At 39.3% G+C, this 25216-nt stretch carries 21 protein-coding genes; 13 read left to right on the top strand and 8 right to left on the bottom strand.

The window, feature by feature from the left end:
* From G3567_RS06635 to G3567_RS06620, 4 genes are read left to right on the top strand one after another with little or no spacing between them, the layout of a single operon-like run.
* Window positions 1-2340 carry a glycoside hydrolase family 2 TIM barrel-domain containing protein gene (locus G3567_RS06635; RefSeq protein ID WP_164004545.1) on the top strand — a complete coding sequence of 780 codons (2340 nt, stop codon included), beginning with the start codon at window positions 1-3 and terminating at the stop codon, window positions 2338-2340.
* Window positions 2337-3506 (top strand): galactokinase, encoded by a 1170-nt coding sequence (galK, locus tag G3567_RS06630; RefSeq protein ID WP_235923506.1) that lies wholly within the window; start codon window positions 2337-2339, stop codon window positions 3504-3506. Before G3567_RS06635 ends, galK begins: the two co-directional genes overlap by 4 nt.
* 12 nt (window positions 3507-3518) lie before the next feature.
* A complete protein-coding gene (locus tag G3567_RS06625; protein WP_164004544.1) occupies window positions 3519-4571 on the top strand; it encodes a UDP-glucose--hexose-1-phosphate uridylyltransferase in 1053 nt (350 codons plus the stop codon).
* 11 nt (window positions 4572-4582) lie between these two features.
* The gene (locus G3567_RS06620; RefSeq protein WP_164004543.1) at window positions 4583-6244 is read left to right on the top strand and encodes a sodium/sugar symporter; all 1662 of its coding nucleotides are present in this window, start codon (window positions 4583-4585) and stop codon (window positions 6242-6244) included.
* A gap of 227 nt (window positions 6245-6471) precedes the next feature.
* On the opposite strand, the gene G3567_RS06615 is transcribed toward G3567_RS06620, so the two are convergent.
* From G3567_RS06615 to G3567_RS06600, 4 genes are all read right to left on the bottom strand, one after another.
* A complete protein-coding gene (locus tag G3567_RS06615) occupies window positions 6472-8163 on the bottom strand; it encodes a NupC/NupG family nucleoside CNT transporter (RefSeq protein ID WP_164004542.1) in 1692 nt (563 codons plus the stop codon).
* 3 nt (window positions 8164-8166) lie between these two features.
* Window positions 8167-8784, bottom strand: a complete 618-nt coding sequence (locus G3567_RS06610; protein ID WP_164004541.1) for a bifunctional nuclease family protein — start codon at window positions 8782-8784, stop codon at window positions 8167-8169.
* Between the two features lie 89 nt (window positions 8785-8873).
* Window positions 8874-9842, bottom strand: a complete 969-nt coding sequence (locus G3567_RS06605) for an electron transfer flavoprotein subunit alpha/FixB family protein (RefSeq protein ID WP_164004540.1) — start codon at window positions 9840-9842, stop codon at window positions 8874-8876.
* 18 nt (window positions 9843-9860) lie between these two features.
* Window positions 9861-10607, bottom strand: a complete 747-nt coding sequence (locus G3567_RS06600) for an electron transfer flavoprotein subunit beta/FixA family protein (protein WP_164004539.1) — start codon at window positions 10605-10607, stop codon at window positions 9861-9863.
* Between the two features lie 154 nt (window positions 10608-10761).
* On the opposite strand from G3567_RS06600, the gene G3567_RS06595 reads away from it, so the two are divergent.
* The 3 genes from G3567_RS06595 to G3567_RS06585 all read left to right on the top strand — a co-directional run bounded on the left by G3567_RS06595 (window position 10762) and on the right by G3567_RS06585 (window position 15371).
* Window positions 10762-11739, top strand: coding sequence for a pyruvate dehydrogenase complex E1 component subunit beta (locus G3567_RS06595; RefSeq protein ID WP_164004538.1), 978 nt, complete (start codon window positions 10762-10764; stop codon window positions 11737-11739).
* Window positions 11740-11803: 64 nt separating this feature from the next.
* Window positions 11804-14296: a DUF5686 and carboxypeptidase-like regulatory domain-containing protein gene (locus G3567_RS06590; RefSeq protein ID WP_164004537.1), complete on the top strand. Its 2493-nt coding sequence runs from the start codon at window positions 11804-11806 to the stop codon at window positions 14294-14296.
* 76 nt (window positions 14297-14372) lie between these two features.
* Window positions 14373-15371 (top strand): hypothetical protein, encoded by a 999-nt coding sequence (locus G3567_RS06585; RefSeq protein WP_164004536.1) that lies wholly within the window; start codon window positions 14373-14375, stop codon window positions 15369-15371.
* Window positions 15372-15685: 314 nt separating this feature from the next.
* Here G3567_RS06585 and G3567_RS06580 read toward each other — a convergent pair whose 3' ends face one another.
* A complete protein-coding gene (locus tag G3567_RS06580) occupies window positions 15686-15916 on the bottom strand; it encodes a hypothetical protein (RefSeq protein WP_164004535.1) in 231 nt (76 codons plus the stop codon).
* Between the two features lie 11 nt (window positions 15917-15927).
* Window positions 15928-16974, bottom strand: a complete 1047-nt coding sequence (locus G3567_RS06575; RefSeq protein ID WP_164004534.1) for a hypothetical protein — start codon at window positions 16972-16974, stop codon at window positions 15928-15930.
* Between the two features lie 122 nt (window positions 16975-17096).
* On the opposite strand from G3567_RS06575, the gene G3567_RS06570 reads away from it, so the two are divergent.
* From G3567_RS06570 to ffh, 6 genes are all read left to right on the top strand, one after another.
* A complete protein-coding gene (locus G3567_RS06570; RefSeq protein WP_164004533.1) occupies window positions 17097-17618 on the top strand; it encodes an RNA polymerase sigma factor in 522 nt (173 codons plus the stop codon).
* Between the two features lie 43 nt (window positions 17619-17661).
* A complete protein-coding gene (locus tag G3567_RS06565; protein ID WP_164004532.1) occupies window positions 17662-18549 on the top strand; it encodes a FecR family protein in 888 nt (295 codons plus the stop codon).
* Window positions 18536-21064, top strand: a complete 2529-nt coding sequence (locus G3567_RS06560) for a TonB-dependent receptor plug domain-containing protein (protein WP_164004531.1) — start codon at window positions 18536-18538, stop codon at window positions 21062-21064. The genes G3567_RS06565 and G3567_RS06560 overlap by 14 nt, the downstream gene beginning before the upstream one ends.
* Before the next feature lie 156 nt (window positions 21065-21220).
* Window positions 21221-21637, top strand: a complete 417-nt coding sequence (locus G3567_RS06555) for a DUF2141 domain-containing protein (RefSeq protein ID WP_164004530.1) — start codon at window positions 21221-21223, stop codon at window positions 21635-21637.
* A 136-nt stretch (window positions 21638-21773) separates the two neighbouring features.
* Window positions 21774-22280 (top strand): inorganic diphosphatase, encoded by a 507-nt coding sequence (locus G3567_RS06550; RefSeq protein ID WP_164004529.1) that lies wholly within the window; start codon window positions 21774-21776, stop codon window positions 22278-22280.
* Window positions 22281-22398: 118 nt separating this feature from the next.
* A complete protein-coding gene (ffh, locus tag G3567_RS06545; protein WP_164004528.1) occupies window positions 22399-23727 on the top strand; it encodes a signal recognition particle protein in 1329 nt (442 codons plus the stop codon).
* A gap of 44 nt (window positions 23728-23771) precedes the next feature.
* Here the strand turns inward: ffh and G3567_RS06540 are convergent, their stop codons facing one another.
* Entirely contained in the window at window positions 23772-24185 is a 414-nt protein-coding gene (locus G3567_RS06540; RefSeq protein WP_164004527.1) for a YkvA family protein, read from the bottom strand.
* Window positions 24148-25215, bottom strand: a complete 1068-nt coding sequence (locus G3567_RS06535) for an AI-2E family transporter (protein ID WP_164004526.1) — start codon at window positions 25213-25215, stop codon at window positions 24148-24150. The genes G3567_RS06540 and G3567_RS06535 overlap by 38 nt, the downstream gene beginning before the upstream one ends.
* Between the last annotated feature and the right edge of the window lies 1 nt (window position 25216).

Below are 25216 nucleotides of genomic sequence, written 5' to 3'. Positions count from 1 at the left end.
ATGTATAAAGTATTGATTTTTGTTTTAGGCTTGCTTGTTTTGAATTCCTGTAAAAACAGGACAGAAGGTTTTCAAAGAACGGAATCCAGTTTCAATTCAGATTGGGCCTTTACTAAAGATTCCACTTCGCTGAAGTGGGAGACTGTTCAGATTCCTCACACGCCAGAAATTGAACCTCTTGTGGTTAATGACCAGTGGCAGGGGGATGCATGGTATAAGAAGACCTTTGAAAGACATCCGGAATCCAAGAAAAGCTTCCTTGAATTTGAAGGCGTCATGCACGAAGCCTGGGTATGGGTAAACGGGCACTTACTGAAGCATCACCAGGGAGGATACCTGCCGTTTACTGTAGATATGACCGATGTTTTGAAAATTCAAAACACCCTGATTGTAAAAGTGAATAATGAAAATAACCCGCACATTCCCCCGGGAAAGCCTTTAGAGCAACTGGACTTTAATTACTACGGAGGGATTTACAGGAATGTGAATTTAGTGGAAACCCATTCCGTTTATATCACAGACCCTGTTGCTGCGAATCAGGTCAATAGCGGTGGTGTTTTAGTTCATTTCGATTCAGTTTCAAAGGAAAAAGCCATGGGCTTGGTAAAAGTCCATTTCAGAAATGAATCTTCTGAAGATAAAAAGATCTCCGCAAAAATTGTGTTTAAATCTCCTTCAGGAAGAACAATCTCCAAAACTACAGAATCTGCAGAAGTGACTTCAAGTACGGATCGGGTTCTTACAACCCAAATCGACATTGAGAATCCGGAACTATGGGGTATTCATTCTCCTAAGTTGTACCAGGTTAACGTGAATCTGATGGAAGGTGAAACCATCTTAGACACCAAAGAACTGACCACAGGAATAAGAGCGATTGAACTCAACGCAAATGGATTTTTCCTGAACGGTGAAAATGTATTCATCCAGGGCACCAATCGTCATCAGGAATACCCTTACGTGGGTTATGCGATTTCCGATGAGGCCAATTACAGAGATGCTGTAAAAATAAAAAATGCAGGCTTTGATTTTGTAAGGCTATCGCATTATCCCCAAACTGAAGCCTTTCTGGATGCCTGTGATGAGCTGGGGCTTTTGGTGATGAACTGTATTTCAGGATGGCAGTTTTTTGGGGGAGAAGAATTCCAGGAAAACGCATATCAGGAAATTAAAGATTTTGCGAGAAGAGATCGTCATCATCCCAGCATTGTGTTTTGGGAAAACTCTCTGAATGAAAGTCCGATGACAGAAGAGTTTATGATGAAAGCCAATGCGCTTCTGAAAGCCGAGCTGCCCTATGAAGACACTTATTCGGCAGGATGGATAGACCATCCAAGCTATGATCTTTATATCCCTGCCAGGCAGCATGCTAAAGCACCAACCTACTGGACCGACTACGAGAAGAACGCGAGAAAGATTTTCATTGCAGAATACGGCGACTGGGAGTATTATGCTCAAAATGCAGGCTTTAACCAAACAGCTTTTGAAAACCTTTCAGAAGACGAACGAACCAGCAGGCAAGGTCGTGGTGATGGAGAACGGCGATTATTACAGCAAGCCTTCAATTTTCAGGAAGCTTTTAATTCCAACCTGAAAGGTGAGCATACCATAGGACATGCCAACTGGCTGATGTTTGATTATAACAGAGGTTATGCCGATAATATTGAACATTCAGGTATCCGGGATATTTTTAGAATTCCAAAATTTGCCTATTACTTTTACAAAAGTCAGCGGTCTCCGGCGATAACCTATGAAGCTCCCCTGGAAGCCGGACCAGTGGTTTATATAGCTAATTACTGGACGCCAACGTCCCCTCAGGCTGTGCGTGTTTTTAGCAACACCGATGAGGTCGCTTTGTACCTGAACGAAAAATTGATTGCTAGGCAGACCCCTACACGAAACGCGTTTTCCAGTGCACTGCCACATCCTCCTTTCGAATTCAAATTATCTGAATTTAAAGCTGGAACCCTTAAGGCTGTTGGTTATATCGATGGGGAAGAAGTAGCCATACATGAAGTCAAAACACCTTCTGAAGCCCAACAGATCAGATTAAAAGTGGATACTTCTGGTATTGGGTTAAGCCAAAAACAGGACGATATAGTCTTTTTACATGCTGAAATTACGGATGCTGAAGGTACTTTGGTTCCCGGATTCGAAGGGGAAATAAAGTTTAGCATAGAAAGTGAATCGGCAGAGCTGATTGGTCAAAATCCGATAAAGGCGGAAGCTGGAATTGCCAGTATTTTGTTGAAAACCAAAACCGGTTCAGATGTTATTATGGTGGTAGCTAAAGCGGAAGGTTTAGAATCTGAGCCCTTGATTTTAAGAAAAAAACAAAAATGATGAAAGAGGAATTACTACAAAAGACCACCACTCATTTTGAGGTCAGATTTAATGCACCGCCACAAGCTATTTTCTTATCTCCGGGGCGCATCAATATCATTGGTGAACATGTAGATTATAACGATGGTTTTGTGCTTCCGGCGGCTATAGACAAATACATTTGTTTCGCCATTACTTCCTTGGAGACGGATGAATGTGTACTGGTGGCTGAGGATTTGGACGAGGAATACAGTTTTAGTTTGACTGATGAGCTCATACCAGTGAAGCCTATGTGGGCCAATTTTATTCTTGGGGGCTTACATCAGCTTAAGCAAAAAGGACTTAAACTGAAAGGCTTTCAGTTGGTTTTCAGCAGTACAATTCCAATTGGTGCCGGTTTATCTTCTTCTGCAGCTTTAGAATGCGGGCTTATTTATGCTATGAATAATTTATTCTCCTTAGAGCTGTCCAAGCAGACTATTGCTTTAATGGGACAGCAAACCTCGCATAGCTTTGTAGGTGTAAAATGTGGTATCATGGATCAGTTTGCCTGTGTTTTCGGTAAAAAAGACAGTGCTCTTAAACTGGATTGTACAAGTCTGGATTATAGCTATTTCGATGCAGATTTGGGTTCTTATTCCTTGTTATTGCTGGATAGCCATGTGAAACACGAACATCTAACATCCGGTTATAATGTGAGGCGCGAAGAGGTGGAAACGGGATTGAATATCATCAAAGTCCAGTACCCGGAGGTGAGTAGTTTTAGATCGTGTACCTTATCCCAGGTTAATTCCCTTCGGAAAGAACTGGGTGAAAATTTATTTAAGCGCTGCAGTTTTGTGGTTAAAGAAATTCAGAGAGTAAATGAAGCCGCCTATTCAATTCAGAATAAGGACTATAAAACACTCGGTAAATTGATGCTGGAAACGCATGACGGATTGTCAAGAGATTATGAGGTCAGCTGTGAAGAACTGGATTTTCTGGTCAACAAAGCCTCTGCGGTTCCAGGTGTACTTGGGGCAAGGATGATGGGAGGCGGATTTGGGGGATGTTCTATCAATTTAGTACGTAAGAAATCCATAGATCCGCTTATCGAAAACTTATCTGCCGCCTATTTCGAAAAATTCAAAATTGACTTAAGCGCCTATCAAATTCAGATAAGTGACGGGATTCATCAGGTTAAATAAAAAACAGATTTTATGCAAAAATTTAATTCCAACCAACATCCTCATAGACGCTATAATCCTTTACTTGATGAATGGATTTTGGTTTCACCACAACGGACAAAGCGGCCCTGGCAGGGTCAGGAAGAAGAGCAGAATAAGGGACAACGTCCCGAATACGATGAAACCTGTTATTTGTGTCCAGGAAACACACGTTCCAGCGGAAGCAAAAATCCTGTTTATGAAGGCTGTTATGTCTTTGAAAATGATTTTCCGTCCCTGATCAAGGATGAACTGGTGGTAGATGACAAACTGACTTCTGATTTATTTCAATCTAAGCCGGAACGGGGAATCAATAAAGTGGTTTGTTTTTCGCCTAAGCACAACCTGACGATTCCGGAAATGGAACTCGAAGACATTGAAGCCATAGTCAGGACCTGGAAAGCGGAATATATCGAACTTGGAAGTCATGATTTTATAAAATACGTTCAGATTTTTGAAAATAAAGGCGCTGTGATGGGGTGTAGTAATCCTCATCCGCATGGTCAAATCTGGTCACAGTCTTCTATTCCGTCCAAAGTAAAAAAGACACAGGAAAATCTTGAAGACTACCATAAAAAAACCGGCAGGAGTCTTCTTAAGGTGTATCTCGAAGAGGAGCTGCTGCATGGAGAACGCATTGTAGCTGAGAATGAACACTTCGCCGTATTAGTACCGTTTTGGGCCACCTGGCCTTATGAAACACTGATTATCAGCAAACGGCATTTTGGAAGCCTTAGTTCCATGAAACCTGAAGAAGAAAAAGCCTTTGCTGAGGTGTTAAAAGCAATCACTGTGAAATACGATAATTTGTTCAATATATCCTTCCCTTACTCTTCCGGAATCCACCAGGCCCCAACCGACGGAATGGATCATCCGGAATGGCATTTTCACATGCATTTTTATCCGCCATTACTGAGGAGTGCGACTGTCAAGAAATTCATGGTTGGCTACGAAATGCTAGGAGAGGCTCAGCGCGATATCTCTGCAGAACAGGCCGCGAAAATTTTAAGAGAACTGCCAGCTGTACATTATAAATCTTCCAACTAATCCCATACCCTATGAATACTGGATTTGAAACCTTAGACTATGTCATCTTTATAGCGTATGCTATTCTCATTTTATTTATCGGACTCTGGATGTCCAGGGATAAAAAAGGGCATCAAAAAAACGCTCAGGATTATTTTTTAGCAAGTAAATCTCTCCCCTGGTGGGCCATTGGTACCTCCCTTATTGCCGCAAACATTTCGGCTGAACAGTTTATAGGCATGTCCGGGTCCGGCTTTGCCGTTGGTCTGGCTATTTCTTCCTATGAGTGGATGGCCGCCATCACTTTGCTTATTGTTGGTAAATACTTCTTACCCATATTTATTGAAAAAGGAATCTATACCATACCAGGATTTGTTGAAAAACGCTTTTCTACCAATCTGAAAACGATACTCGCAGTCTTCTGGATTGGACTTTATATTTTCGTGAATATCACGTCGGTTCTCTATCTGGGCGCCTTAGCGATGAATACGGTTATGGGTGTGGATATGACCTGGGCTATCGTTGGCCTTGCCATGTTTGCAGCTGCCTATTCTATTTATGGAGGACTTTCTTCCATTGCCTGGACAGATTCCATACAGGTGGTCTTTCTTATTATCGGCGGACTTGCTACAACCTACCTGGCTCTGGATACCGTGTCGGGTGGGAGCGGTATGTGGGATGGGCTTGGTGTGATTTACGATAAGGCGCCTCAAAAATTTGATATGATACTGGAGGAAAGCAACCCTGAGTACGTCAATCTACCTGGTATTGGGGTTTTGATAGGGGGTTTATGGGTGGCAAATCTTTATTACTGGGGGTTCAATCAGTATATCATCCAAAGGGCACTGGCTGCGAAAAATCTAAGAGAGGCACAGAAGGGAATCGTGCTCGCGGCCTTCCTTAAATTACTGCTGCCTTTTATCATTGTCATCCCCGGGATTGCAGCCTATGTGATTGTTAATGATCCCGAGATTCTAGCCCGACTTGGAGCAGATGGAATTATCAATATTCCGAGTTTAGAAGAAGCGGATAAATCCTATCCATGGCTTATTCAGTTTCTGCCATCCGGGCTGAAGGGGCTTGCATTTGTGGCCTTATCGGCAGCCATCGTTTCCTCCCTGGCGTCTATGTTGAATTCTACGTCTACCATATTCACCATGGATATTTATAAACAATACATCAACAAAAACCCCAGCGATAGGAAGACTGTGAACGTAGGTAGAATCACGTCCTTTGTGGCTCTGGGTATAGGGGTGCTCGTTGCCCCTGCACTGGGTAGTTTAAATCAGATTTTTCAATACATTCAGGAGTATACAGGCCTGGTAAGTCCCGGGATTTTAGCCGTTTTCTTACTGGGGTTATTTTGGAAAAAAGCCACCAATAAAGCGGCAATCTGGGGAGCGATCATATCCATTCCGGTGGCCATGTTTTTTAAAATCGGGTCGACAGGATGGGTTGCGAATACATTTTTGGAAGCTTATTTTCCCGTACAGCCTTTTCTTAACCAGATGGGGTACACAACCTTAGTCACCATGCTGGTTATTATGCTCATCAGTTGGATGCAGAATAAAGGTGAGGACGATGAAAAAGGAATTGAATTGAAAAAAGACACCTTTAAAACAGGCCCAATCTTTAATATCAGCACATTTGCGGTAATGATTATTTTGGCAGTGCTGTATTCGGTTTTTTATTGAGAAACCAATCCTCTGCTCATCAAAAAAATTCCCGATATTTTACGTTGGGAATTTTCTGTTTTTGACATGGAAAACTAGTAGATATGAGTTAGACTTCCCGGTTGGTGGAGTGAACTACTTAATTGGATACCAGCTAAAAACGCCTTTAGAAAATAAGGAGATGCTTATTAAGCTGAACTGTTCTGGTGTGTATTGAGTTTTGCCAATTTTCCTTTCAGAAACGTGTATTAGCCTATGATCATTCCGGCAATGGTGGCAGACATGAGCGAAGCTAGTGTTCCACCAATCAAAGCCCGGATCCCGAATTCGGAAAGCGTTTTACGCTGTCCCGGAGCTAAAGAACCTATACCTCCAATTTGTATTCCTATAGAGGCAAAGTTTGCAAATCCACATAGCATATACGTGGCCATGATGACAGATTTTTCAAAATTTAAACTCATGACATTGGCTGTGTTTTTAAGTTCAGCAAGTTGGATATAGCCTACAAATTCGCTGGCCACAAGCTTGATACCGAGCAGTTGTCCCATCAGCATCACATCCTCTTTGGCAACACCAATCAGCCACATCAGCGGAGCGAAAATAATGCCTAACACAGATTCCAGAGAAAATTTAGGGTAGGGTGTATATTCTGCAACAATCGCATTGAGGTTGGTTAATTCACCAATTTTTTCGAACCCATAATTGATAAAAGCGATTAAAGCGACAAAAACCAAAAGCATAGCTGCTACGTTGGCCGCAAGCCTAAGGCCTTCAGTTGTTCCATTGGCAATCGCATCGAGAATATTGGAGCCTATTTTTTCTGAAGACACTTCCACACTTGTATTGACGTCAGCCTGTTGAGGGTATAAAATTTTTGAAATAACGATAGCGCCGGGAGCGGCCATAACGGAGGCCGCCAATAAATGTTTTGCAAAAGCTAAACGCATAACGGGATCGTCTCCTCCAAGAAATCCAATGTAGGCCGCCAGAACGCCGCCTGCTACAGTGGCCATGCCGCCAATCATGACCAGAAGTATTTCTGAACGCGTCATGCGTTCCAAATAAGCTTTAATCATTAAGGGGGCTTCGGTTTGGCCCAGAAAAATATTACCGGCAACACTTAGGCTTTCCGCTCCGGATATCCCCAGCAGTTTGGTAAGTATCCAGGCCAGGGCTTTCACTATTTTCTGAATTATTCCTAGGTAAAATAGTATTGAGGTTAGTGCTGAAAAGAAAATGATTGTCGGTAGAATCTGAAACAAAAAGATATATCCGTAGGTACTGGTATCCATCAAATCGCCAAGAAGAAACTTACTCCCGGCAGCTGTAAAATCTAAGATTTTCACAAAAATATTTCCAACAAATTCAAAGGTTGATTGAATGAATGGGATTTTTAAGACACCAATAGCTAATATGAGCTGGGCAAGTAAGCCAATACCCACCGTTTTCCAGTTGATTGCTTTCTTGTTTTTACTTAAAAGATAGGCGATAAGCAGAAGGCTCAACATGCCAAGAACACCTCTCCATAAACTATTGAAACTGAATTCCCCATTGGGAGCGATGACTTTCGCTACCTTCTCCTCCTGAAGCATAGGAGTTGAGAATGTTTTTTTCAGCTGAAGCTGAAATGTATCAGAAGTGAGACTAATCAAAGAGTCGGCTTTAGATTGAATCCCGAATTTAATATCATCAACAGAGGAAAGGGCGGGGCTCAAGATTATAGAATCCTGTCTGGTTTCAAAACGACCTGTATAAACTAAATCCTTTTGTTCATGAACAATGCTGAACAACGAATCTTTGAAAGTGATGCTTTGCTGATTTTCAAAATAAAACGTAGAATCTTGATCTTCCTGGAGTTCAATTTTCCAAGTACCTTGAAAAGATTGAGCAAAAAGCAGGCTGGGGAGACACATTAAAAGTGCCCAGGTAAAGTTTTTCATTCGTTAGCTTCGTTTAGAAATTTCATCACGAATTTTTGCTGCTCTTTCGTAGTCTTCATCATTCACAGCTTTTTCTAAAAGTTCGTTGAGTTTTTTGGTGGTCATCTGGCTAAATTCACTTTTAAAAGAGGATTTTTTCTCCTGCTGCTCAACGTCACCAGTATGTTGAATATGATCTGAACTATAAATATCTGTATCCTGATTTTTATCGCTGAGAAATATTCCTGCTTTATCCAGTATGTTTTTATAGGTGTAAATAGGAGCATCAAATCGCAATGCAAGCGCAATGGCATCACTTGTTCTGGCATCTATAGTTTCTTCAACACCATCTCTCTCACAAATTAAACTCGAGTAAAAAATACCGTCTACAAGTTTATGTATAATCACTTGCTTGACAAGAATTTGAAACCGGTCTGCAAAGGTTTTGAATAAGTCGTGGGTTAGGGGACGTGGAGGCTTTATTTCTTTTTCCAGGGCAATAGCGATAGATTGCGCCTCAAATGCACCAATGACGATAGGCAGTTGCCTATTGCTGTCCATGTCACTTAAAAGCAAAGCATAAGCTCCGTTTTGAGTTTGACTATAAGAAATTCCTTTTATGCTAAGTCTAGCTAAGCTCATACTACATTGTGTTGAATAAAAAAGCGGTCTAATTTATAAGGGCTGCTTAAAAATTAGACCGCCCTTTAAAGGGGTACAATTTATAAAAATTATGAGTTATTCGCCTTAAATTCCTTGAGTTTTTCGATCAATTGTGGAACAACTTCAAAAGCGTCACCAACTATTCCATAATCAGCTGCCTTGAAAAAAGGGGCTTCCGGATCTGAATTGATTACTACTTTATTTTTGGATGCGCTAATACCTGCAAGATGTTGTATCGCTCCGGAAATTCCTATAGCGATGTACAGGTTCGTAGCAACTGGTTTCCCTGTTTGCCCTACGTGTTCACTGTGAGGTCTCCATCCCATATCACTTACGGGCTTGGAACAGGCTGTCGCGGCATTAAGCACGTCAGCAAGTTCTTCAATCATCCCCCAGTTTTCAGGACCTTTCATACCACGTCCTGCGGAAACAACAACTTCTGCATCTGCGATGCTGACTTTGTCTTTATTCTTGTCGACAGATTGCACATCGATGCCGAAATTATCCTCAGATAAGTCTGGTGAAAAGTCTTCTTCAGTAATGGATACCTCGTTTTCTTTAAGTCCGAAGGCATTGCTGGATAAACCTAAGACCTTGACCTCGGTAGAAATGGAAGTCATATTGAAGGCTTTGTTGGTAAAAGCGGTACGTTCTACCACGAAGCCCTGGTCCAGTACTGGTAAGGTAACCACATTGGAAGCATAACCAGCCTCTAGATTTACAGCCAGTAATGGCGCTAAATATTTCGCATTAGCACTTTGACTCACCACGACTACCTTGGCGTCTTCTTTTTTGGAAGCCTGGGTAATAACCTCAGCATACGCATCGGCATTAAATTTTGAGAGTTTATCGTTAGAGACTTTCAAAACTTTTTCAACGCCATAGGTTTTAAGTTCATCAACGTTTTCCGCATTAATCGTTACCGCTGTTACGCTGGTGTTCATTAAGTCTGCAATTCCTTTGGCAAAAGAAGCAACTTCAAAAGCTGCTTTTTTAAGCTTGCCATTTTCTGATTCTGTATATACTAAAATTGACATTTTATTAGTTTTTAAAAGTTATATAGCTTTTGCTTCGTTGTGAAGTAAGTCGATTAATTTATCCAGATTATCCGGATCGATTAGGGTAACTTCCCCTTTAGGTTCTGGCTTTGTGAAGTGTTTAGACTCAGTTAAAGCATCTGCAGAAACCGGTTCAATGACATTCAAAGGCTTTTTCCTGGCCATCATGATTCCTCTCATGTTAGGAATTTTAAGATCGCTCTCTTCTACAAGCCCTTTTTGTCCTCCAATCACCAGTGGCAAAGAAGATTTTAGGGTTTCCTTACCACCATCAATCTCTCTTACAGCAGTGGCCGTGTCACCTTCAACCTCAAGACTTACACAGGTGTTTATAAAGTTAGCGCCTATTAATTTGGCTAGCATTCCCGGAACCATCCCGCCGTTGTAGTCGATAGATTCTCTTCCTGCAATGATTAAATCATATTCTCCATCTTTAGCGACCTTCGCGAGTTCCTTTGCTACCTGAAAACCATCTAAAGGTTCGGTATCCACTCTGTAAGCGGTGTCTGCACCAATAGCCAAGGATTTCCTTATCGTAGGTTCTGTATCTTTACCGCCCACGGTTACCACATCTACGGTAGCGCCTTGTTTTTCTTTAAACCACATCGCTCGTGTTAACCCAAATTCGTCGTTTGGATTAATGACATACTGGACTCCACTGGTGTCGAATTTTGTGTCATTTTCAACAAAATTGATTTTGGAAGTCGTATCAGGAACATGGCTAATACATACTAATATTTTCATGATTTTGGTTTTTTTCTTGAATATGACAAATATAGTAGTTTTGACTCAAAAATACTATGCATGCATAATAAAATTTTTATAAGATTCTTATGGGATATAGAATTTTGAATTGCTATTTTTGTCTTTCTTTTTTAATAAAAGCAAATATAAATAAATGAGGACAATTCAATTTAGAGAAGCTATTGTAGAAGCAATGAGTGAAGAGATGCGTGCTGATGAATCTATCTACCTGATGGGTGAAGAAGTGGCAGAGTATAATGGCGCTTATAAAGCATCCAAAGGTATGCTGGACGAATTTGGAGAAAAGAGAGTCATTGATACTCCCATTTCAGAACTGGGTTTTTCTGGAATTGGTATTGGTTCTGCGATGAACGGTAACCGTCCTATTATTGAATTCATGACCTTCAACTTCTCATTGGTTGGTATAGATCAAATCATCAACAATGCCGCGAAAATGAGACAAATGTCTGGCGGACAATTCAATATTCCTATTGTGTTTAGAGGTCCTACCGGATCTGCCGGTCAGCTGGGGGCTACGCATTCGCAGGCTTTTGAAAACTGGTTTGCAAATACTCCAGGTCTGAAAGTGGTGATCCCTTCCAATCCTTATGATGCCAAAGGACTTTTGAAATCTTCCATCAGAGATAACGATCCTGTTATCTTTATGGAAAGCGAGCAAATGTATGGTGATAAGGGTGAAGTTCCCGAAGAAGAATACACGATTCCTCTAGGGAAAGCCGACATTAAAAGAGAGGGCACAGATGTCACTGTAGTTTCTTTTGGAAAGATTATAAAAGAAGCTTACAAAGCAGCAGAGGAACTTGAAAAAGAGGATATCTCCTGTGAGATTATAGATTTAAGAACTGTAAGGCCTTTGGATTACGAGGCTATCTTGAAATCTGTAAAGAAAACCAATAGACTTGTGATTCTTGAAGAAGCCTGGCCCTTTGGAAATGTAGCGACTGAAATCACCTATAAAGTTCAAAATGAAGCCTTCGATTACCTGGATGCTCCCATTATAAAACTTAATACAGCAGATACTCCTGCACCTTATTCCCCAGGTCTTTTAAAAGAGTGGTTACCTAATAGTGATGATGTTATAAAAGCCGTTAAAAAAGTTTTATATATTTAACATAAATCAAATTATAAATTAAGCTTCATTTGTATAACATTACATCTGAAGCTTTTTTTGATCAATGAAACACATATTTACCCTTGTAGTACTATTCCTCTCTTTTGTTTCTTTTGGTCAGACTAAAGTAAGTGGCTATGTAAAAGACACTTACGGAAATCCGATCCCGTATGTAAACGTCTATTTTTCAAATTCCTCTGAAGGAACCATTTCTGACGAAAACGGGAAATTTTACCTTCAATCCGAAAACGACTATTCCGTTCTGGAGTTTTCCTTTATGGGCTTCGAAACTTTAACATATCCTCTGGAAAAAAGCTCTACCTATTCTATTGAAGTCGAGCTTGCCGAAAATTCATCAGAATTAAGTGAGGTCATGATCTATTCAGGAAAAACCTCCAAAAAGAACAACCCAGCCCTTGAGATTCTGAGAAAAATCTGGAAAAATAAGCCTGATAACGGGCTTAAGAAATTCGATCAATACCAATACGATAAATATGAAAAACTTGAATTTGATCTGAATACTATAGACAGTTCGCTTATAAATTCAAAGGTTTTCAATGGTATGGAATTCATTTTTGATGACCTGGATACCAATACGGTTACCGGGAAAACCTACCTGCCTATATATCTAAATGAGGCCACCTACCAGGTGTATGGCAGCAATGTTTTAGACCTTGAAAAAGAAATACTTACAGGCAATAAAAATGCGGGCTTCAGCAACAATCAAAGCCTTATTGCTTTTATCAAAGACCTTTATGCTGAATACAACATCTATGACAACTACTTGAAATTCTTTGATAAGAGTTTCGTGAGTCCTTTATCCACCACAGGCATAGATAATTATAATTACATATTGACGGACAGTACGTTTATTGACGACAAGTGGTCTTACAATATTGTTTTTTATCCCAGGCGTAAAGGAGAATTGAATTTTAAAGGTGATTTCTGGGTCAATGATACAACCTGGGCCATCAAGAAAATCAATCTTTCGATGGCCAAAGGGGCCAACATCAACTGGGTGAAAGATGTCTATATAGAACAGGAATTTGATGTTCTAAACGATTCGGTTTTCCTCATCACCAAGGATTTGTTTATGACAGATTTTTCCTTTAATAAGAAAGAAGATTCGCGAGGTGTTTATGGCAAACGCACGACGCTTTATGATAATTACGAGTTCGATCAGCCTAAAGCAAAATCGTTTTATAACTATGAGCCCGAAGTTTTTAATGAACAAGTTTATAACAGAGATGAGGACTTCTGGGCTCAAAACAGGCAGGAAGACCTCAATAATGACGAGCGGCAGGTTTATAAAATGCTGGATACCCTAAAGACGGTTGATGCTTTTAAACGCATCTACAGTATAGGAACTGTTTTGGCTACAGGCTATCTGGAAAGAGAAGGCTGGGATTTTGGGCCGGTTTTTTCTACTTTTGGTTATAACGAGGTTGAGGGGATTCGCTTAAGAGTAGGGGGAAGAACCTATTTTTCACCAAACGACATGTGGCGGTTACAAGGCTTTTTGGCTTATGGATTTGGTGATGATAAATTCAAATATGGTTTATCGGGGAAATGGATGATAGATCCAAAAACCAGGCTTATTCTGGGAGCGGGAAACCGAAGAGATGTTGAACAGCTGGGAGCAAGTCTTACCAATACCACAGATGTGCTTGGAAGAAACTTAGCCTCCTCTTCGGTACTCACAGTGGGTTCTAATACCAATCTAACCAGTATAAACTTAACAAGTCTTTCGCTGAGTTTCGAGGCTTTTCGGAATTTTATAGTTAGGGCTGAAGGTAATTTTAAAAGCCTGGAATCAGCTTCAGATCAGTTTAGTCTGGCCTATTACACCAGTCCAGAGCGCACCGAAACCAAGGCGGTTACTGAACAGGTTGAAATTTCTTCTATTATTCAATTTTCTCCTGGACGTGAAACAACAGGTTACGGGGTAGAACGGCTCACCATTAACGATTCTGACTATCCGGAGTTCTTTCTCAATTATACCAAAGGCTTAGGCTTTATAACCACTTCTGATTTTGATTATGAAAAAATTCAATTTTACTACAGACAGCCAATACAGATTGGAGGTTTTGGTGAATTTGTGTCCAATGTAGAACTTGGAAAAACCTTTGGAGCGGTACCCTTAAGCCTGCTGGATATCGTTCCGGGAAATCAAACCCTTTTCACCATCCAGGGTACATTCCCGCTTTTGGATTTTTATGATTTTGTGACAGATACCTACTTAAGCGTCAATTTTGAACATAATTTCAACGGAAGATTTTTTTCCAGGATCCCTCTGTTAAGAGATCTGGATTTGAGGGAGATAATTTCAGTAAGAGCCGTTTCCGGAAGTATTTCAGAAGAAAACCAGCTTCTAAATGCATCGTCCACCATCCCTGTTTTACGAGCCCCGGATAAAGAGCCTTACTGGTCTTATAGTTTAGGCGTGGATAATATTTTTAGAATACTGAGGATAGATTTTCACTTCAGAGGAAATTACAAAGATCTACCAGATGCCAGAAATTTTGGGGTGACCGGAGGTTTTGGATTTAGTTTTTAGATTTATTCAAAAAAAATAAATTTAGCTTAGGGTAGATGCGTTGAATGTTGTTTTACTAGTGAACAACATTTACACTATGAAAATTTTAAAACCACTAGCAGGCTTATTCGTACTCGTGTTTCTTATCTCCTGCTCATCAGAAGATTCAAACACAGACCAGCAAATGCTGCCCAAGTCAAATTTGGAAATTAAGGCAACTACGGCTTCAAGTACTGCGAATAAGACTACAAGTTTTGCTAAAACAGCAGTTGATGTCCAGGTTGCAGAATTCCTGATCAATATCAAAAACATCGAATTAGAATTTGCCGAGGGATTTGGCGTGAGCGATGATTCTGATGGCAGCTCAAGTGAAAATGATGATGAAAAACTCAATTTTGATGAATTGCCGGCTGAAATTTTGGCTTATCTTGAAGAAAACCATCCTGCCGACGCTTTTTGTCAAGGAGAATTAGAAGAGGAGACCGATGACGATGATCCTTATACATATGAAATTGAATTGCAAAGTGGTACTGAAATTTACTTCAGAGCAGATTTTAGCGTATATGCCACCGAAACCGACGATGAAGGCTGTGAAATCGATGATGATGAGAATACGAATGATGATCGATACGATTCTGAAGACGAGTTTGAGTTAGAAGGCCCATTCGAACTCAACTTGAACTCAGAGGTCACAACTGTCGTTGAAGTAGAAATTCCAGTAGGAGAATATGATGAACTAGAGTTTGAAATGGATAGAAGTGAAAATCCGATGAGCGATCTTTATCAAAAGTCTATCCTGATAAGGGGAACCATTTCGGGAACAGCATTCGAATTTTTCCATACTTTCAGTGAAGAATTTGAAGTGGATTATGAAGATGCAGGTCAAAACCTAGTCATTACAGAAGAAAACAACAACACCGTGATTTTCGAATTTGATTTAGTGTCTGCCTTAAATTCAGTAGATCTCTCAGTAGCGACTGATGCTAACGGAAATGGTACAATCGAAATAAGTCCGGAGGACAATGACGGTAACAACGAACTAGCTAATAGAATAAAAGAGGCAATCAAGGATTATACAGATCTTTTGGATGACTAATAAAAAATTGAGTCTCAATTTCAATGCCCCGGCACATTTTTGTGTCGGGTTTTTTTGTCTTAAAATTTCCTTTTTAAACTGCCTTGCAAGGAACCTCAGGCAGATTGAGTCCCATTCAACTGGACTTTCCGATTAGTTGCTGTAGGTAATCCATTCAATTTGAAAAGCAGGCTTTAAAGTGCAGAATGAAGCCTGAATTGCTTTTGAAATCTTAAAGCCAGGTATGAAGTATTCCTTAATTGAATCAATTTTAAGGCATGAAAAAAGCCTCTCAATGGTGAGAAGCTTTTTAAGGTAAAGTTGTTGTATTTATATTAATCGATTTCTTTTTTGATTTTGGATTTGATTCGACTTAAAACAATAAGTATGGCTACGATAGGGATGGTAGCTATAAATAAACTTGTGGTTTCTTCTCCGCCACTTATCAGCTCAGATATAATAAAGCCAATAAAAGCAAGCCAAATAAATAAGACGACATAAAAAACGGCATTTAAGGTTTTTAGCTTGGATTTCAAATCGTCCTGCGATGGTTTTTCATAAGGCATAAAGCTGATTTTTAGATTTTTTCAAAAATTAATATGGTATTTTCTCCGGCATTATCAGAATCTCTCAGTATAATTCGAGTAGGATTAGCGAAGCCTTCAACTTTCCAGTCTTCGTCCAGTTCATCTAAAACCTCATTGTCTTCAAAATCCAAATCGAAAACAAGCTGGTTATTATCGTCATCAATTTCTAAAGCCCAGTCACCAGTGAAGACTTCACTTGTAGATACATTTTCTATTGAAATGCTATTATTCGGATTAAATTGATATCTAAAATCTTTAAAAATAGCAGTTTCATTTTCACCGCGTTCATCGGTATACTGAGTAATTTTAAATTCTCCTGAAGTGACAAAAGCGACAAACTGGTCTATCCTTGAAGATTTATTGGTTAGGAGTGAGGGATTAAAGCAGTCCTCGTCCAGGTTCTGAATGGCGGTATTGAGGTCTGTGTTTGAAGTCAGCACTTGTGAATCTCCTTCGATGCTAACCGAAACGGGATATACAATTTCATAAAAACCATTGTTTTGTTTCAGACCTTTAATCAAATTATAAAATTGAGCTTCATTTTGTATCCTACGACGTGTGGACACAGCGTTTTCTGTCTCAAAAATATTGATTTCGATTGGGAAATTATAGGCCAGACACTTGATTTCAGTACTGCCTTCCACACTTGCCTTTACAGCATCCAGTTCAGCTTTATTTTGTAAGATGACAGATTCATAATTAGGGAGAGAAACCTCCACAGGAAAGCTTATGCTCAGGTCGTAATCTCCAGGTAAACCAGATAGTTGATTGATAAGAAGTTGATAATCGGTAAATTGAGTTATATTAAGCGTAATCGCAGAATTGATAGTCACCTCAAAAGGCAATTCAAGACTCAAACTGTTGGAATTGTCAATAAAATCATCAAACGCTGTAGGATTTTGATTAAGCCTGGAAACAAGATTGCTCAGCTCACCCTGACTAGATAAACTTGTGTTGTCGTCAATCTGCTCAAAAAACTCTTCGTTCTGACAACTGACAAAAAGCGCACATAGTATAAAAAGGTAAAAACATTTCATGGTTTGTAAATTTATTAAAAAACCTTCTTATTATATAACAAACAAATTTAATTTTACCCTAAGTCAAAGATAGGGTAAGTTTGGCTTTAAGTGTTTTGAAATCAAAAAGACTCATGTAGTTTATGGAAAAAGAGCTTATCGATAATGTTTGCGAAGAAAAAATTTATGAACGCATTTATGACAACCATTCTGAAGCCATAAATAATTATTTCTACTACAAATTTGGAGACCGTGAAATGGCAGAAGAGTCGGTGCAGGAAGCCTTTATTAAACTTTGGGAAAACTGCAAAAAAGTTCCTTTTGGTAAAGCAAAATCCTTTTTGTATACCGTTGCCAATAACTTGTCTTTAAACAGGTATAAGCACAAAAAGGTCGTGCTCAAGTATGCCAACAGTGTTCCTCAGCAAACCCAGGACAATCAAAGTCCCGATTATAAAATGGAAGAGCAGGAATTTAAACTTAAGCTCGAGAAAGCGATACAAAATCTGTCTGAAAAACAAAGGGTAGCCTTCTTGCTCCACCGCATAGATGGAAAATCTTATAAAGAAATTGCAGAAATTTTAAACATTAGCGTAAAAGCCGTTGAAAAGCGAATGCAAAAAGCTCTGGAAAGTTTAAGAGAAGAAATCGACGCCTTTAAGTAGGGTAATATAAGATTGAAGTGTTACAATTATAGAATCTACACCGATGAATAAAAATTACCATTTAGCCGACTGGCTTGATAATAAAAAAAGTGACGACACTTTAAGTGGCATTCAGGGAATGGACACGTTAAAGAAGATCAAGCAGTATTCCGCTCAATTCGAAAAACCGAAATTCAGCAAAGACGAGGTTTTTAGACAGATTAAGAATAAGCAGAACGCCAAAAAATCAAAAGCGATAAACTGGTCTGTTGCGGCTTCTGTTTTAGTCATTCTCGGAGTGACTTCACTTGCCTTTTTGTTCTCGGTAAAAGATGTGACTTCTCAAATCGATTCTCAGCAACATGTTGTATTGCCGGATAATTCCAAAGTGATTCTGGCTGAGGACAGCAAATTCAAATTCAACAATTGGTTCTGGAATTTCGACAGAACTGCAAAACTCTCAGGTTTAGCTTATTTTGAAGTAGAAAAAGGCAAAACCTTTACGGTCAAAACAGATTTTGGAACAGTACAGGTTTTAGGGACTCGCTTTCAAGTTTTGTCCAGGGATTCCATTTTCAAAGTGGTTTGTTACGAAGGTTCGGTGCAGGTCAAGTTTGAAGGTGAAGAAAATGTACTCAAGAAAGGTCAGTTTATAACCTATCATAATCGACTTATATTTGAACAAAGCAATGTTTATGGTGAAAAGCCGTCATGGGTTTCAAAAACACATCATTTTGAAAACGTCAGTCTTTCTGAAGTGATGCAGGAGCTGGAAAAAGAATATAGCATAGAGGTTGATATTCTGAAGGTTACAGAAAATAAGCGCTTTACAGGTACTCTGCCATCAGATGATCTATCTCTGGCTTTAGAGATTTTGAACAAAACTTATCAAATGAATTACACAATTATCAATGAAAATAAATTTATTTTTGTTGATAATGTTCAACCTTAACGCATGTGCTAACTGTCTTTTTGTAACCCTTCTGATTTTATTCGGTTACAGTCTGCAGGCTCAATCTCAAAAAAAGATTGAGCTTGAGGTCGTATTGAGCAGTTTAGAGCGTAAGTACGACGTCAGTTTCAATTACTTAAGTGAAGATTTAGATGAGCTCAAGGTTATGTTACCTGAGGAAAATTCTTCACTCGATGCAGCTCTGACTTCTATAAAAAAGCAACTTCCACTAAAATTTACATTCGTATCTCAGCAAAGTATTGCGGTACATCGGATTCGCCGTGTTAGGTGTTTGAGTTTTTACAGCGCTACTTCAGATGAGCCAGTTTCAGATGTTGAAGTCAAATATCAAAATCAGAGTTTAGGGAACACCAACGCTTTTGGTAAAATCTTTATTGAGAAGACCATAGACCTCAGTAAGCTCCGTTTTTCACATCCGAATTATTTTTCCAGGGAGGGAAACTCAGCAGTTTCGGATTCAGAATTCTGTCATAAATTTTATGTGTACCCCCAGATTGAGCTGGATGAAGTGATCATAAAGCAGTACTTAGCCAAGGGTATTTATTTAAATTCAGATTATAGTTTGAAAATTATCCCTCAGGAATTTGGAGTGCTTCCAGGCCTGATAAATCCAGATGTTTTACATAGTCTTCAGTATGTGCCTGGTTTTGTAAATACCAATGAGACCATTGCTCAAATCAATGTAAGGGGAGGAACCCATGATCAAAACCTGGTCCTCTGGAATGGATCACGAATGTATCAGACCGGTCACTTTTTTGGGATGATTTCAGCCATCAATCCACTTATGAATCACGACATTAAAGTTGTAAAAAACGGAGGATCCGCTTTTTACAATGAAGGGGTTTCCTCCGTGATAGATATTTCTTCCAGGGACCATGCCCAGGACTTTAAAAGAACCCTTCAGTTTGATTTTTTGAGTGCAAACGGATCGGCTTTCTTAGAATTGAATGAAAACTCCAATTTACAAATTGCCGCGAGAAAGTCATTGACCGATGTTTATGAATCTCCAACCTACGAGGGGTATACAGATAAAGTATTTCAAAATACAGAAATTCAAGATTTGCTTCAGGGGGATGACAATAGGATCACAACCCAGCAGGATTTGAAATTTTACGATGTTTCGCTACAGTACGATTATGCATTCAATTCGGATCACAGCTTGAATTTTGATGTGTTAGCCATTCAAAATGAACTTAAGTTTGATGAAGTTTTAGAAACAACTTCAGCCCGAAAACGCAATGATTTTGAACAGGGAAACTTTCTCACTCATCTTAATTATAAAGCGAACTGGAGTGAAAAGCATCAGACTTCGCTTTCTTTCAATGCGTCCTTCTACAAGCTGGAAGCCTTCAATCAATCGGTTCTGACCGATCAAACAGTGCTGCAAAACAATGAGGTGCTGGATCTCAAATTCGGCCTTAAAGACTCCTATCAACTTTCGGAATCTTTTCAGTTGAATACAGGCTATCAATTTAATGAGGTGGGGGTGAGAAACGATAATGAAGTGAGTTCTCCTGAGTTGATTTTAATAGAGAAACGCGTGCTTACCACGCATTCTGGAATTGCAGAAGTGGAGTACACCTCCAAAACCCAAAAGCTCAGGGCGCGTTTCGGGCTTCGGGGGAATTACTATGCAGGCTTTGGGGAATTCAGATTAGAACCCAGGTTCAATTTAAGTTACCAGGCCAGTCGGTATTGGAGATGGAATGTGCTGGCTGAAGTTAAAAATCAAACCCTCACACAGGTCATAGACCGGCAGCGAGATTTTTTAGGTGTAGAAAAACGACGGTGGATTCTTGCGGATGAAGAAGATTACCCAATCATAAATAGCCGACAAATTGAAGCAGGGGTCAGCTTTACCAAAAAGGGATGGTTGGTGCAAGGCAGTCTGTATCATAAAATCATAGAAGGAATTTCAGCAGGAAGTCAAGGATTTCAAAATCAACTGGAATTTCTTCAGCTCAATGGAAATTATGAAGTGGTAGGGGCTGAGGTTTTAGTTCAAAAACAAATTGACGATTTCAACCTCTGGTTCAATTTCTCGATAATGAATAATACCTATGATTTCAACACTTTCACGCCTCAGCAATTCGCCAATAATTTTGAAATCACACAAAGTTCTGCTTTTGGGGCTAATTATACTCCCGGGAGCTTGGAATTATCGCTTGGAGGGCGCTATTTTGCCGGAAGACCCACTACAGGCATCGACAATGAAAACCCTATTCTTACACCGGAGACCAACCCCAGGGTTAATTTTTTAAGTCCAAATGAACAAAATCTTGAGGATTACCTACAGATTAATTTTACGGCCAGTTATCAATTTCAACTGGACAACTCTTCCATTAAGGCGGGGTTTAGTATTTTGAATCTGTTCAATACCGATAATTTGACGCAGCAGTTTTTCAGACTGGATGACACCAATGCCGACTTGGAAAACGTGAGGATAAGAAGTCTGGAATTAACGCCCAATGCGTTTATTTCATTACACTTTTAGTATTTAACTGTATTTTCAATTTTTTATGAACCTAGCTTCTAGGGAACTCAGGGAGGTTTATTACCGTTCATCTTGAACATTCTACGGTTTATCAATAACTTCAGAATAAACCTGAAGTCCTAGCTTACTTTTGAAATGAACTTAAAACCAAAAGTCATGAAAAATTTAGTAAGATTAGCTTTAATGCTTGTAATGTCGAGTTACCAAAGCCTAGTAGCTCAAGAGTCGACATCACTTATCGTAGAATTTGAAAGTATCGAAAACGTCTCTGGTACACTACATGTTGGAATTTTTGAAAAAGAAAATTTCCTCAAAAAACCCATTCTGGGAAAAAGTATTGAAGTAAAAGACTCAACTCATACTGTGGAGTTTGAGAATCTCGATTTCGGAGTTTATGCAGTTTCAGTATTTCAAGATTTGAATGGAAACAAAACACTGGACAGAGAAGGTAACGGAATCCCAACAGAACCTTGGGCTATGTCTGGCACTCCCAATCCTTACGCTGCTCCCTATTGGGAAGATGTAAAATTCACTTTTGAAGAAAATAAGAAAATTATTAAGCTTAAAATTTGAGCTATCATTTGCTTTAGAAGTTTTCACCCTGATTTAGGAGCGAATCCTTAATCAGGTTATTATTTAGTTTTTGTAGATAAAGAAGTCAAAGTTTTTATTATTTTTGCCGTCCTTGAAATTTATATAAAAAGCAATTATGATATTCGACGTATTGATAGAGATTCCTAGAGGAAGCAGAAATAAATATGAGTACGATTTTGATTTAAAGCAAATACGCTTTGATAGAATGTTACATACGTCTATGATGTATCCAGCAGACTATGGATTTGTACCAGAAACTTTGGCACTAGATAATGACCCTATAGACGTACTTGTATTGTTTACCAACCCTGTGGTTCCTGGCTGCATAGCCAAAGTAAGAGCTGTAGGTGTCCTTAACATGTCAGACGAAAAAGGACCTGATGAAAAAATTATTTGTGTTCCTATAGCAGATCCTATGGGAAATGAGGTGAACAAATTTTCTGATCTTAACCCGCATACGATCAAAGAAATAGAACATTTCTTTAGAACTTATAAAGACTTAGAAGACAAGCAAGTGACAATAGGGAACTGGGGAGATGAGAAAGAAGCTGAAGAGCTAGTGAATAAAGCTATTGTTCGCTACAAAGAAAGCGATACGGTTGCTCATAATTTCAGTATTTAAAATCATATATCATTTTAAATAAGTACAAACCACTTCTTATGAGGTGGTTTTTTTAGTATATAAAATCTTCATTAATAGATTTCAAATTCTTATTTTTGCTAAAATTCAATTAGAACATATGTTTGATAGTTTAAGTGATAAGTTAGATAAGGCCTTTCATGTATTAAAAGGTCATGGTCAGATAACAGAGGTAAATGTAGCAGAGACACTTAAAGAGGTGAGAAGAGCATTGGTAGACGCCGATGTCAACTTCAAGATTGCCAAAGAATTTACAAATACGGTAAAGGAGAAAGCCTTAGGTCAAAACGTGCTCAAAAGTTTAAAGCCTAATCAGTTGATGGTTAAAATCGTGAAAGACGAATTAACCGAGATGATGGGTGGAGATGCAGAAGGTATAGATTTATCTGGAAACCCAAGTGTGATCTTGATGTCTGGTCTTCAGGGATCTGGTAAAACCACTTTTTCTGGTAAATTGGCCAACTTCCTTAAAACAAAGAAATCTAAAAATCCTTTACTAGTTGCTTGTGATGTTTATAGACCAGCGGCTATCGATCAACTGCATGTGGTAGGAGAGCAAATAGGGGTGGAAGTCTTTTCTAATAAAGAAGAAAAAAATCCTGTCACTATTGCTGAAGCTGCCATTGCTCATGCAAAGCAAAACGGACATAATGTAGTCATTTTGGATACTGCTGGTCGTCTAGCTGTTGATGAGGTGATGATGAATGAAATTTCTGACATCAAGAAAGCAGTTGAGCCACAAGAGACTTTATTTGTGGTCGATGCTATGACAGGTCAGGATGCTGTAAATACGGCTAAAACCTTTAACGATGTTCTGAATTTTGATGGTGTTATTCTTACCAAACTTGATGGTGATACTCGTGGTGGTGCAGCTATTTCCATTAAATCTGTAGTCAATAAGCCTATTAAATTTATCGGTACTGGAGAGAAAATGGATGCTATCGATGTGTTTTATCCGTCGAGGATGGCAGACCGTATCCTGGGTATGGGTGATGTGGTCTCTCTTGTTGAACGAGCACAGGAGCAGTATGATGAAGAGGAGGCCAGAAAAATCCAAAAGAAAATTGCTAAAGATAAATTCGGTTTTGACGATTTCTTAAAGCAAATTCAGCAAGTCAAGAAAATGGGTAGCATGAAGGACTTGATGGGAATGATTCCTGGCGCCGGTAAAATGATGAAAAACATGGATATAGATGATGATGCCTTTAAGCATATTGAAGCCATGATTCATTCGATGACTCCTCACGAAAGAGAAAATCCAACAAGCATTAATGCCAGTCGTAAGAAACGAATAAGCAAGGGTTCGGGCACTTCGGTTCAGGAGGTCAACCAGTTGCTAAAACAGTTTTCTCAAATGAGCAAGATGATGAAAATGATGCAAGGCGGCGGCGGAAAGAAAATGATGGAGATGATGAAAAATATTCAGTAAGGAGAGTGTGCACAGAACATATAGAGCAGGTCTCCTAACAGGAATTAGTCCTCAATAGGTTCCCGTTCTAATCTCCATTCTTCGTAAGACTCTAAATCCTTGTTGATCAATTTCAAAACAAATCCAAATACGGTCAAATCGTCCAAATAACCTACAAAGGGAATAAAATCCGGTACCAGGTCTAAGGGGTTGATGATGTAAAGCACCGTAAAAATCATCGCGGCCAGCGTTCTCCAGGGCGTATCTTTATATTTTTTTCGTTTTACATCTTTTAGAAACTGAAACATCAAAATGATTTTATCCTTGTATTTTTTCCAGTCGGGATGATTGATTTTTGCAAAGAGCTGATCTTTTTTATCAAACACAGTTTCAAAATCTGTATTTGAAACCGTTTCGATGCCCGCCTTTACAAAATTATCGTCAACTTTCTTTTTCGTCTTCTTTCCTGAGATTTTCATTTAATTTTTTTTCAGCATTAGATTCAAATTCTCCGTATTCTTTTTTGTAAATCATAACGACAAGTAAAAATAAGGATAATAACAGGGGTCCAAAAATCAAGCCAATAAAGCCAAACAGAGGAACTCCTATAATCACACCTATCAAAGTGATTAACGGGTGCTCATTGGCCATCTTCTTCAGCACCAAAAGCCTGACAATATTGTCAGATGAGCCAACCACAATGAGGCCATAGGCTAAAACCCCAAAAGCCCCGAAGGTATCTCCCTGGTAGTACATCAATAAAGTGACAGGGATAAACCCAATGGCGGTGCCTATAAAAGGAATCATGGAACCAATTGTCGTAATGACAAACCAAAACAAGGGTTCAGGTACTCCAAATATCCAGTAGCCAATCAGAGAAATGATTCCTTGAAAAAGCGCTACCAAAGGAATGCCTATCGCATTGGCTTTTACTTTTTCGGCAGATTCTGATCCTATGAGCTTTAGGTTCTCGACATCTATAGGGATATAGGTTTCCATAGAGATGTTGAGCTTTTTCTCATTTAACAGCATGTAATACAATAAGAAGTACATGAGACTTATCGCGATGAAAATTTCGAAAGTGCCACCGGCCAAACCCTGGAGGTTGCTGGACAACCAGTCGGTAACCGCAGAACTGTCTATTTTTTCGCTGATTTTAAAACCGGTCAGTTCTTCCAGTTGGACCAGCTGTGCTTTTGTAGCTTCTACAACTTTTTCTGAATTTTTAATCGCCTTGCTTACTTTGGAAGATAGCATCAGTATAATACCCAGTACAGGGACCAAAATCAATATAAAGGATCCCAGCATTAAGATACTGACACTTAACGTTGCATTCAGGCCTTTGGAACGCATTTTTTGCATGAGTCCTTTCAGCAGGACATAAAAGGTAATAGCTCCTAAAATTCCTGAAATATAGGGCAGGATTTCAGCTACAATCAATCCGCCTAAAGACAATATAATCAATAAGATGAAAAGTTGTCTGACAAGTCTGGGTGAGAGCTTTTCCATT

Origin of the sequence: Psychroflexus aurantiacus, assembly GCF_010820555.1 — a bacterium.
In the GTDB taxonomy this organism is placed as follows: Bacteria; Bacteroidota; Bacteroidia; order Flavobacteriales; family Flavobacteriaceae; genus Psychroflexus; species Psychroflexus aurantiacus.
Note: the sequence above shows the minus strand (reverse complement) of the source record. Positions and strands in the feature narration are given on the sequence as shown.

What these genes read in the sequence shown, in the direction of transcription:
- G3567_RS06595 (WP_164004538.1), top strand. Translation starts at nt 10,762, where the DNA reads ATGAGGACAATTCAATTTAGAGAAGCTATTGTAGAAGCAATGAGTGAA.
- G3567_RS06555 (WP_164004530.1), top strand. Translation starts at nt 21,221, where the DNA reads ATGAAAAATTTAGTAAGATTAGCTTTAATGCTTGTAATGTCGAGTTAC.
- G3567_RS06610 (WP_164004541.1), bottom strand. Translation starts at nt 8,784, where the DNA reads ATGAGCTTAGCTAGACTTAGCATAAAAGGAATTTCTTATAGTCAAACT.
- G3567_RS06570 (WP_164004533.1), top strand. Translation starts at nt 17,097, where the DNA reads ATGGAAAAAGAGCTTATCGATAATGTTTGCGAAGAAAAAATTTATGAA.
- G3567_RS06605 (WP_164004540.1), bottom strand. Translation starts at nt 9,842, where the DNA reads ATGTCAATTTTAGTATATACAGAATCAGAAAATGGCAAGCTTAAAAAA.
- G3567_RS06620 (WP_164004543.1), top strand. Translation starts at nt 4,583, where the DNA reads ATGAATACTGGATTTGAAACCTTAGACTATGTCATCTTTATAGCGTAT.
- G3567_RS06635 (WP_164004545.1), top strand. Translation starts at nt 1, where the DNA reads ATGTATAAAGTATTGATTTTTGTTTTAGGCTTGCTTGTTTTGAATTCC.
- G3567_RS06585 (WP_164004536.1), top strand. Translation starts at nt 14,373, where the DNA reads ATGAAAATTTTAAAACCACTAGCAGGCTTATTCGTACTCGTGTTTCTT.
- G3567_RS06540 (WP_164004527.1), bottom strand. Translation starts at nt 24,185, where the DNA reads ATGAAAATCTCAGGAAAGAAGACGAAAAAGAAAGTTGACGATAATTTT.
- G3567_RS06575 (WP_164004534.1), bottom strand. Translation starts at nt 16,974, where the DNA reads ATGAAATGTTTTTACCTTTTTATACTATGTGCGCTTTTTGTCAGTTGT.
- G3567_RS06600 (WP_164004539.1), bottom strand. Translation starts at nt 10,607, where the DNA reads ATGAAAATATTAGTATGTATTAGCCATGTTCCTGATACGACTTCCAAA.
- G3567_RS06580 (WP_164004535.1), bottom strand. Translation starts at nt 15,916, where the DNA reads ATGCCTTATGAAAAACCATCGCAGGACGATTTGAAATCCAAGCTAAAA.
- G3567_RS06560 (WP_164004531.1), top strand. Translation starts at nt 18,536, where the DNA reads ATGTTCAACCTTAACGCATGTGCTAACTGTCTTTTTGTAACCCTTCTG.
- G3567_RS06590 (WP_164004537.1), top strand. Translation starts at nt 11,804, where the DNA reads ATGAAACACATATTTACCCTTGTAGTACTATTCCTCTCTTTTGTTTCT.
- G3567_RS06550 (WP_164004529.1), top strand. Translation starts at nt 21,774, where the DNA reads ATGATATTCGACGTATTGATAGAGATTCCTAGAGGAAGCAGAAATAAA.
- G3567_RS06565 (WP_164004532.1), top strand. Translation starts at nt 17,662, where the DNA reads ATGAATAAAAATTACCATTTAGCCGACTGGCTTGATAATAAAAAAAGT.
- G3567_RS06615 (WP_164004542.1), bottom strand. Translation starts at nt 8,163, where the DNA reads ATGAAAAACTTTACCTGGGCACTTTTAATGTGTCTCCCCAGCCTGCTT.
- G3567_RS06625 (WP_164004544.1), top strand. Translation starts at nt 3,519, where the DNA reads ATGCAAAAATTTAATTCCAACCAACATCCTCATAGACGCTATAATCCT.
- ffh (WP_164004528.1), top strand. Translation starts at nt 22,399, where the DNA reads ATGTTTGATAGTTTAAGTGATAAGTTAGATAAGGCCTTTCATGTATTA.
- G3567_RS06535 (WP_164004526.1), bottom strand. Translation starts at nt 25,215, where the DNA reads ATGGAAAAGCTCTCACCCAGACTTGTCAGACAACTTTTCATCTTATTG.
- galK (WP_235923506.1), top strand. Translation starts at nt 2,337, where the DNA reads ATGATGAAAGAGGAATTACTACAAAAGACCACCACTCATTTTGAGGTC.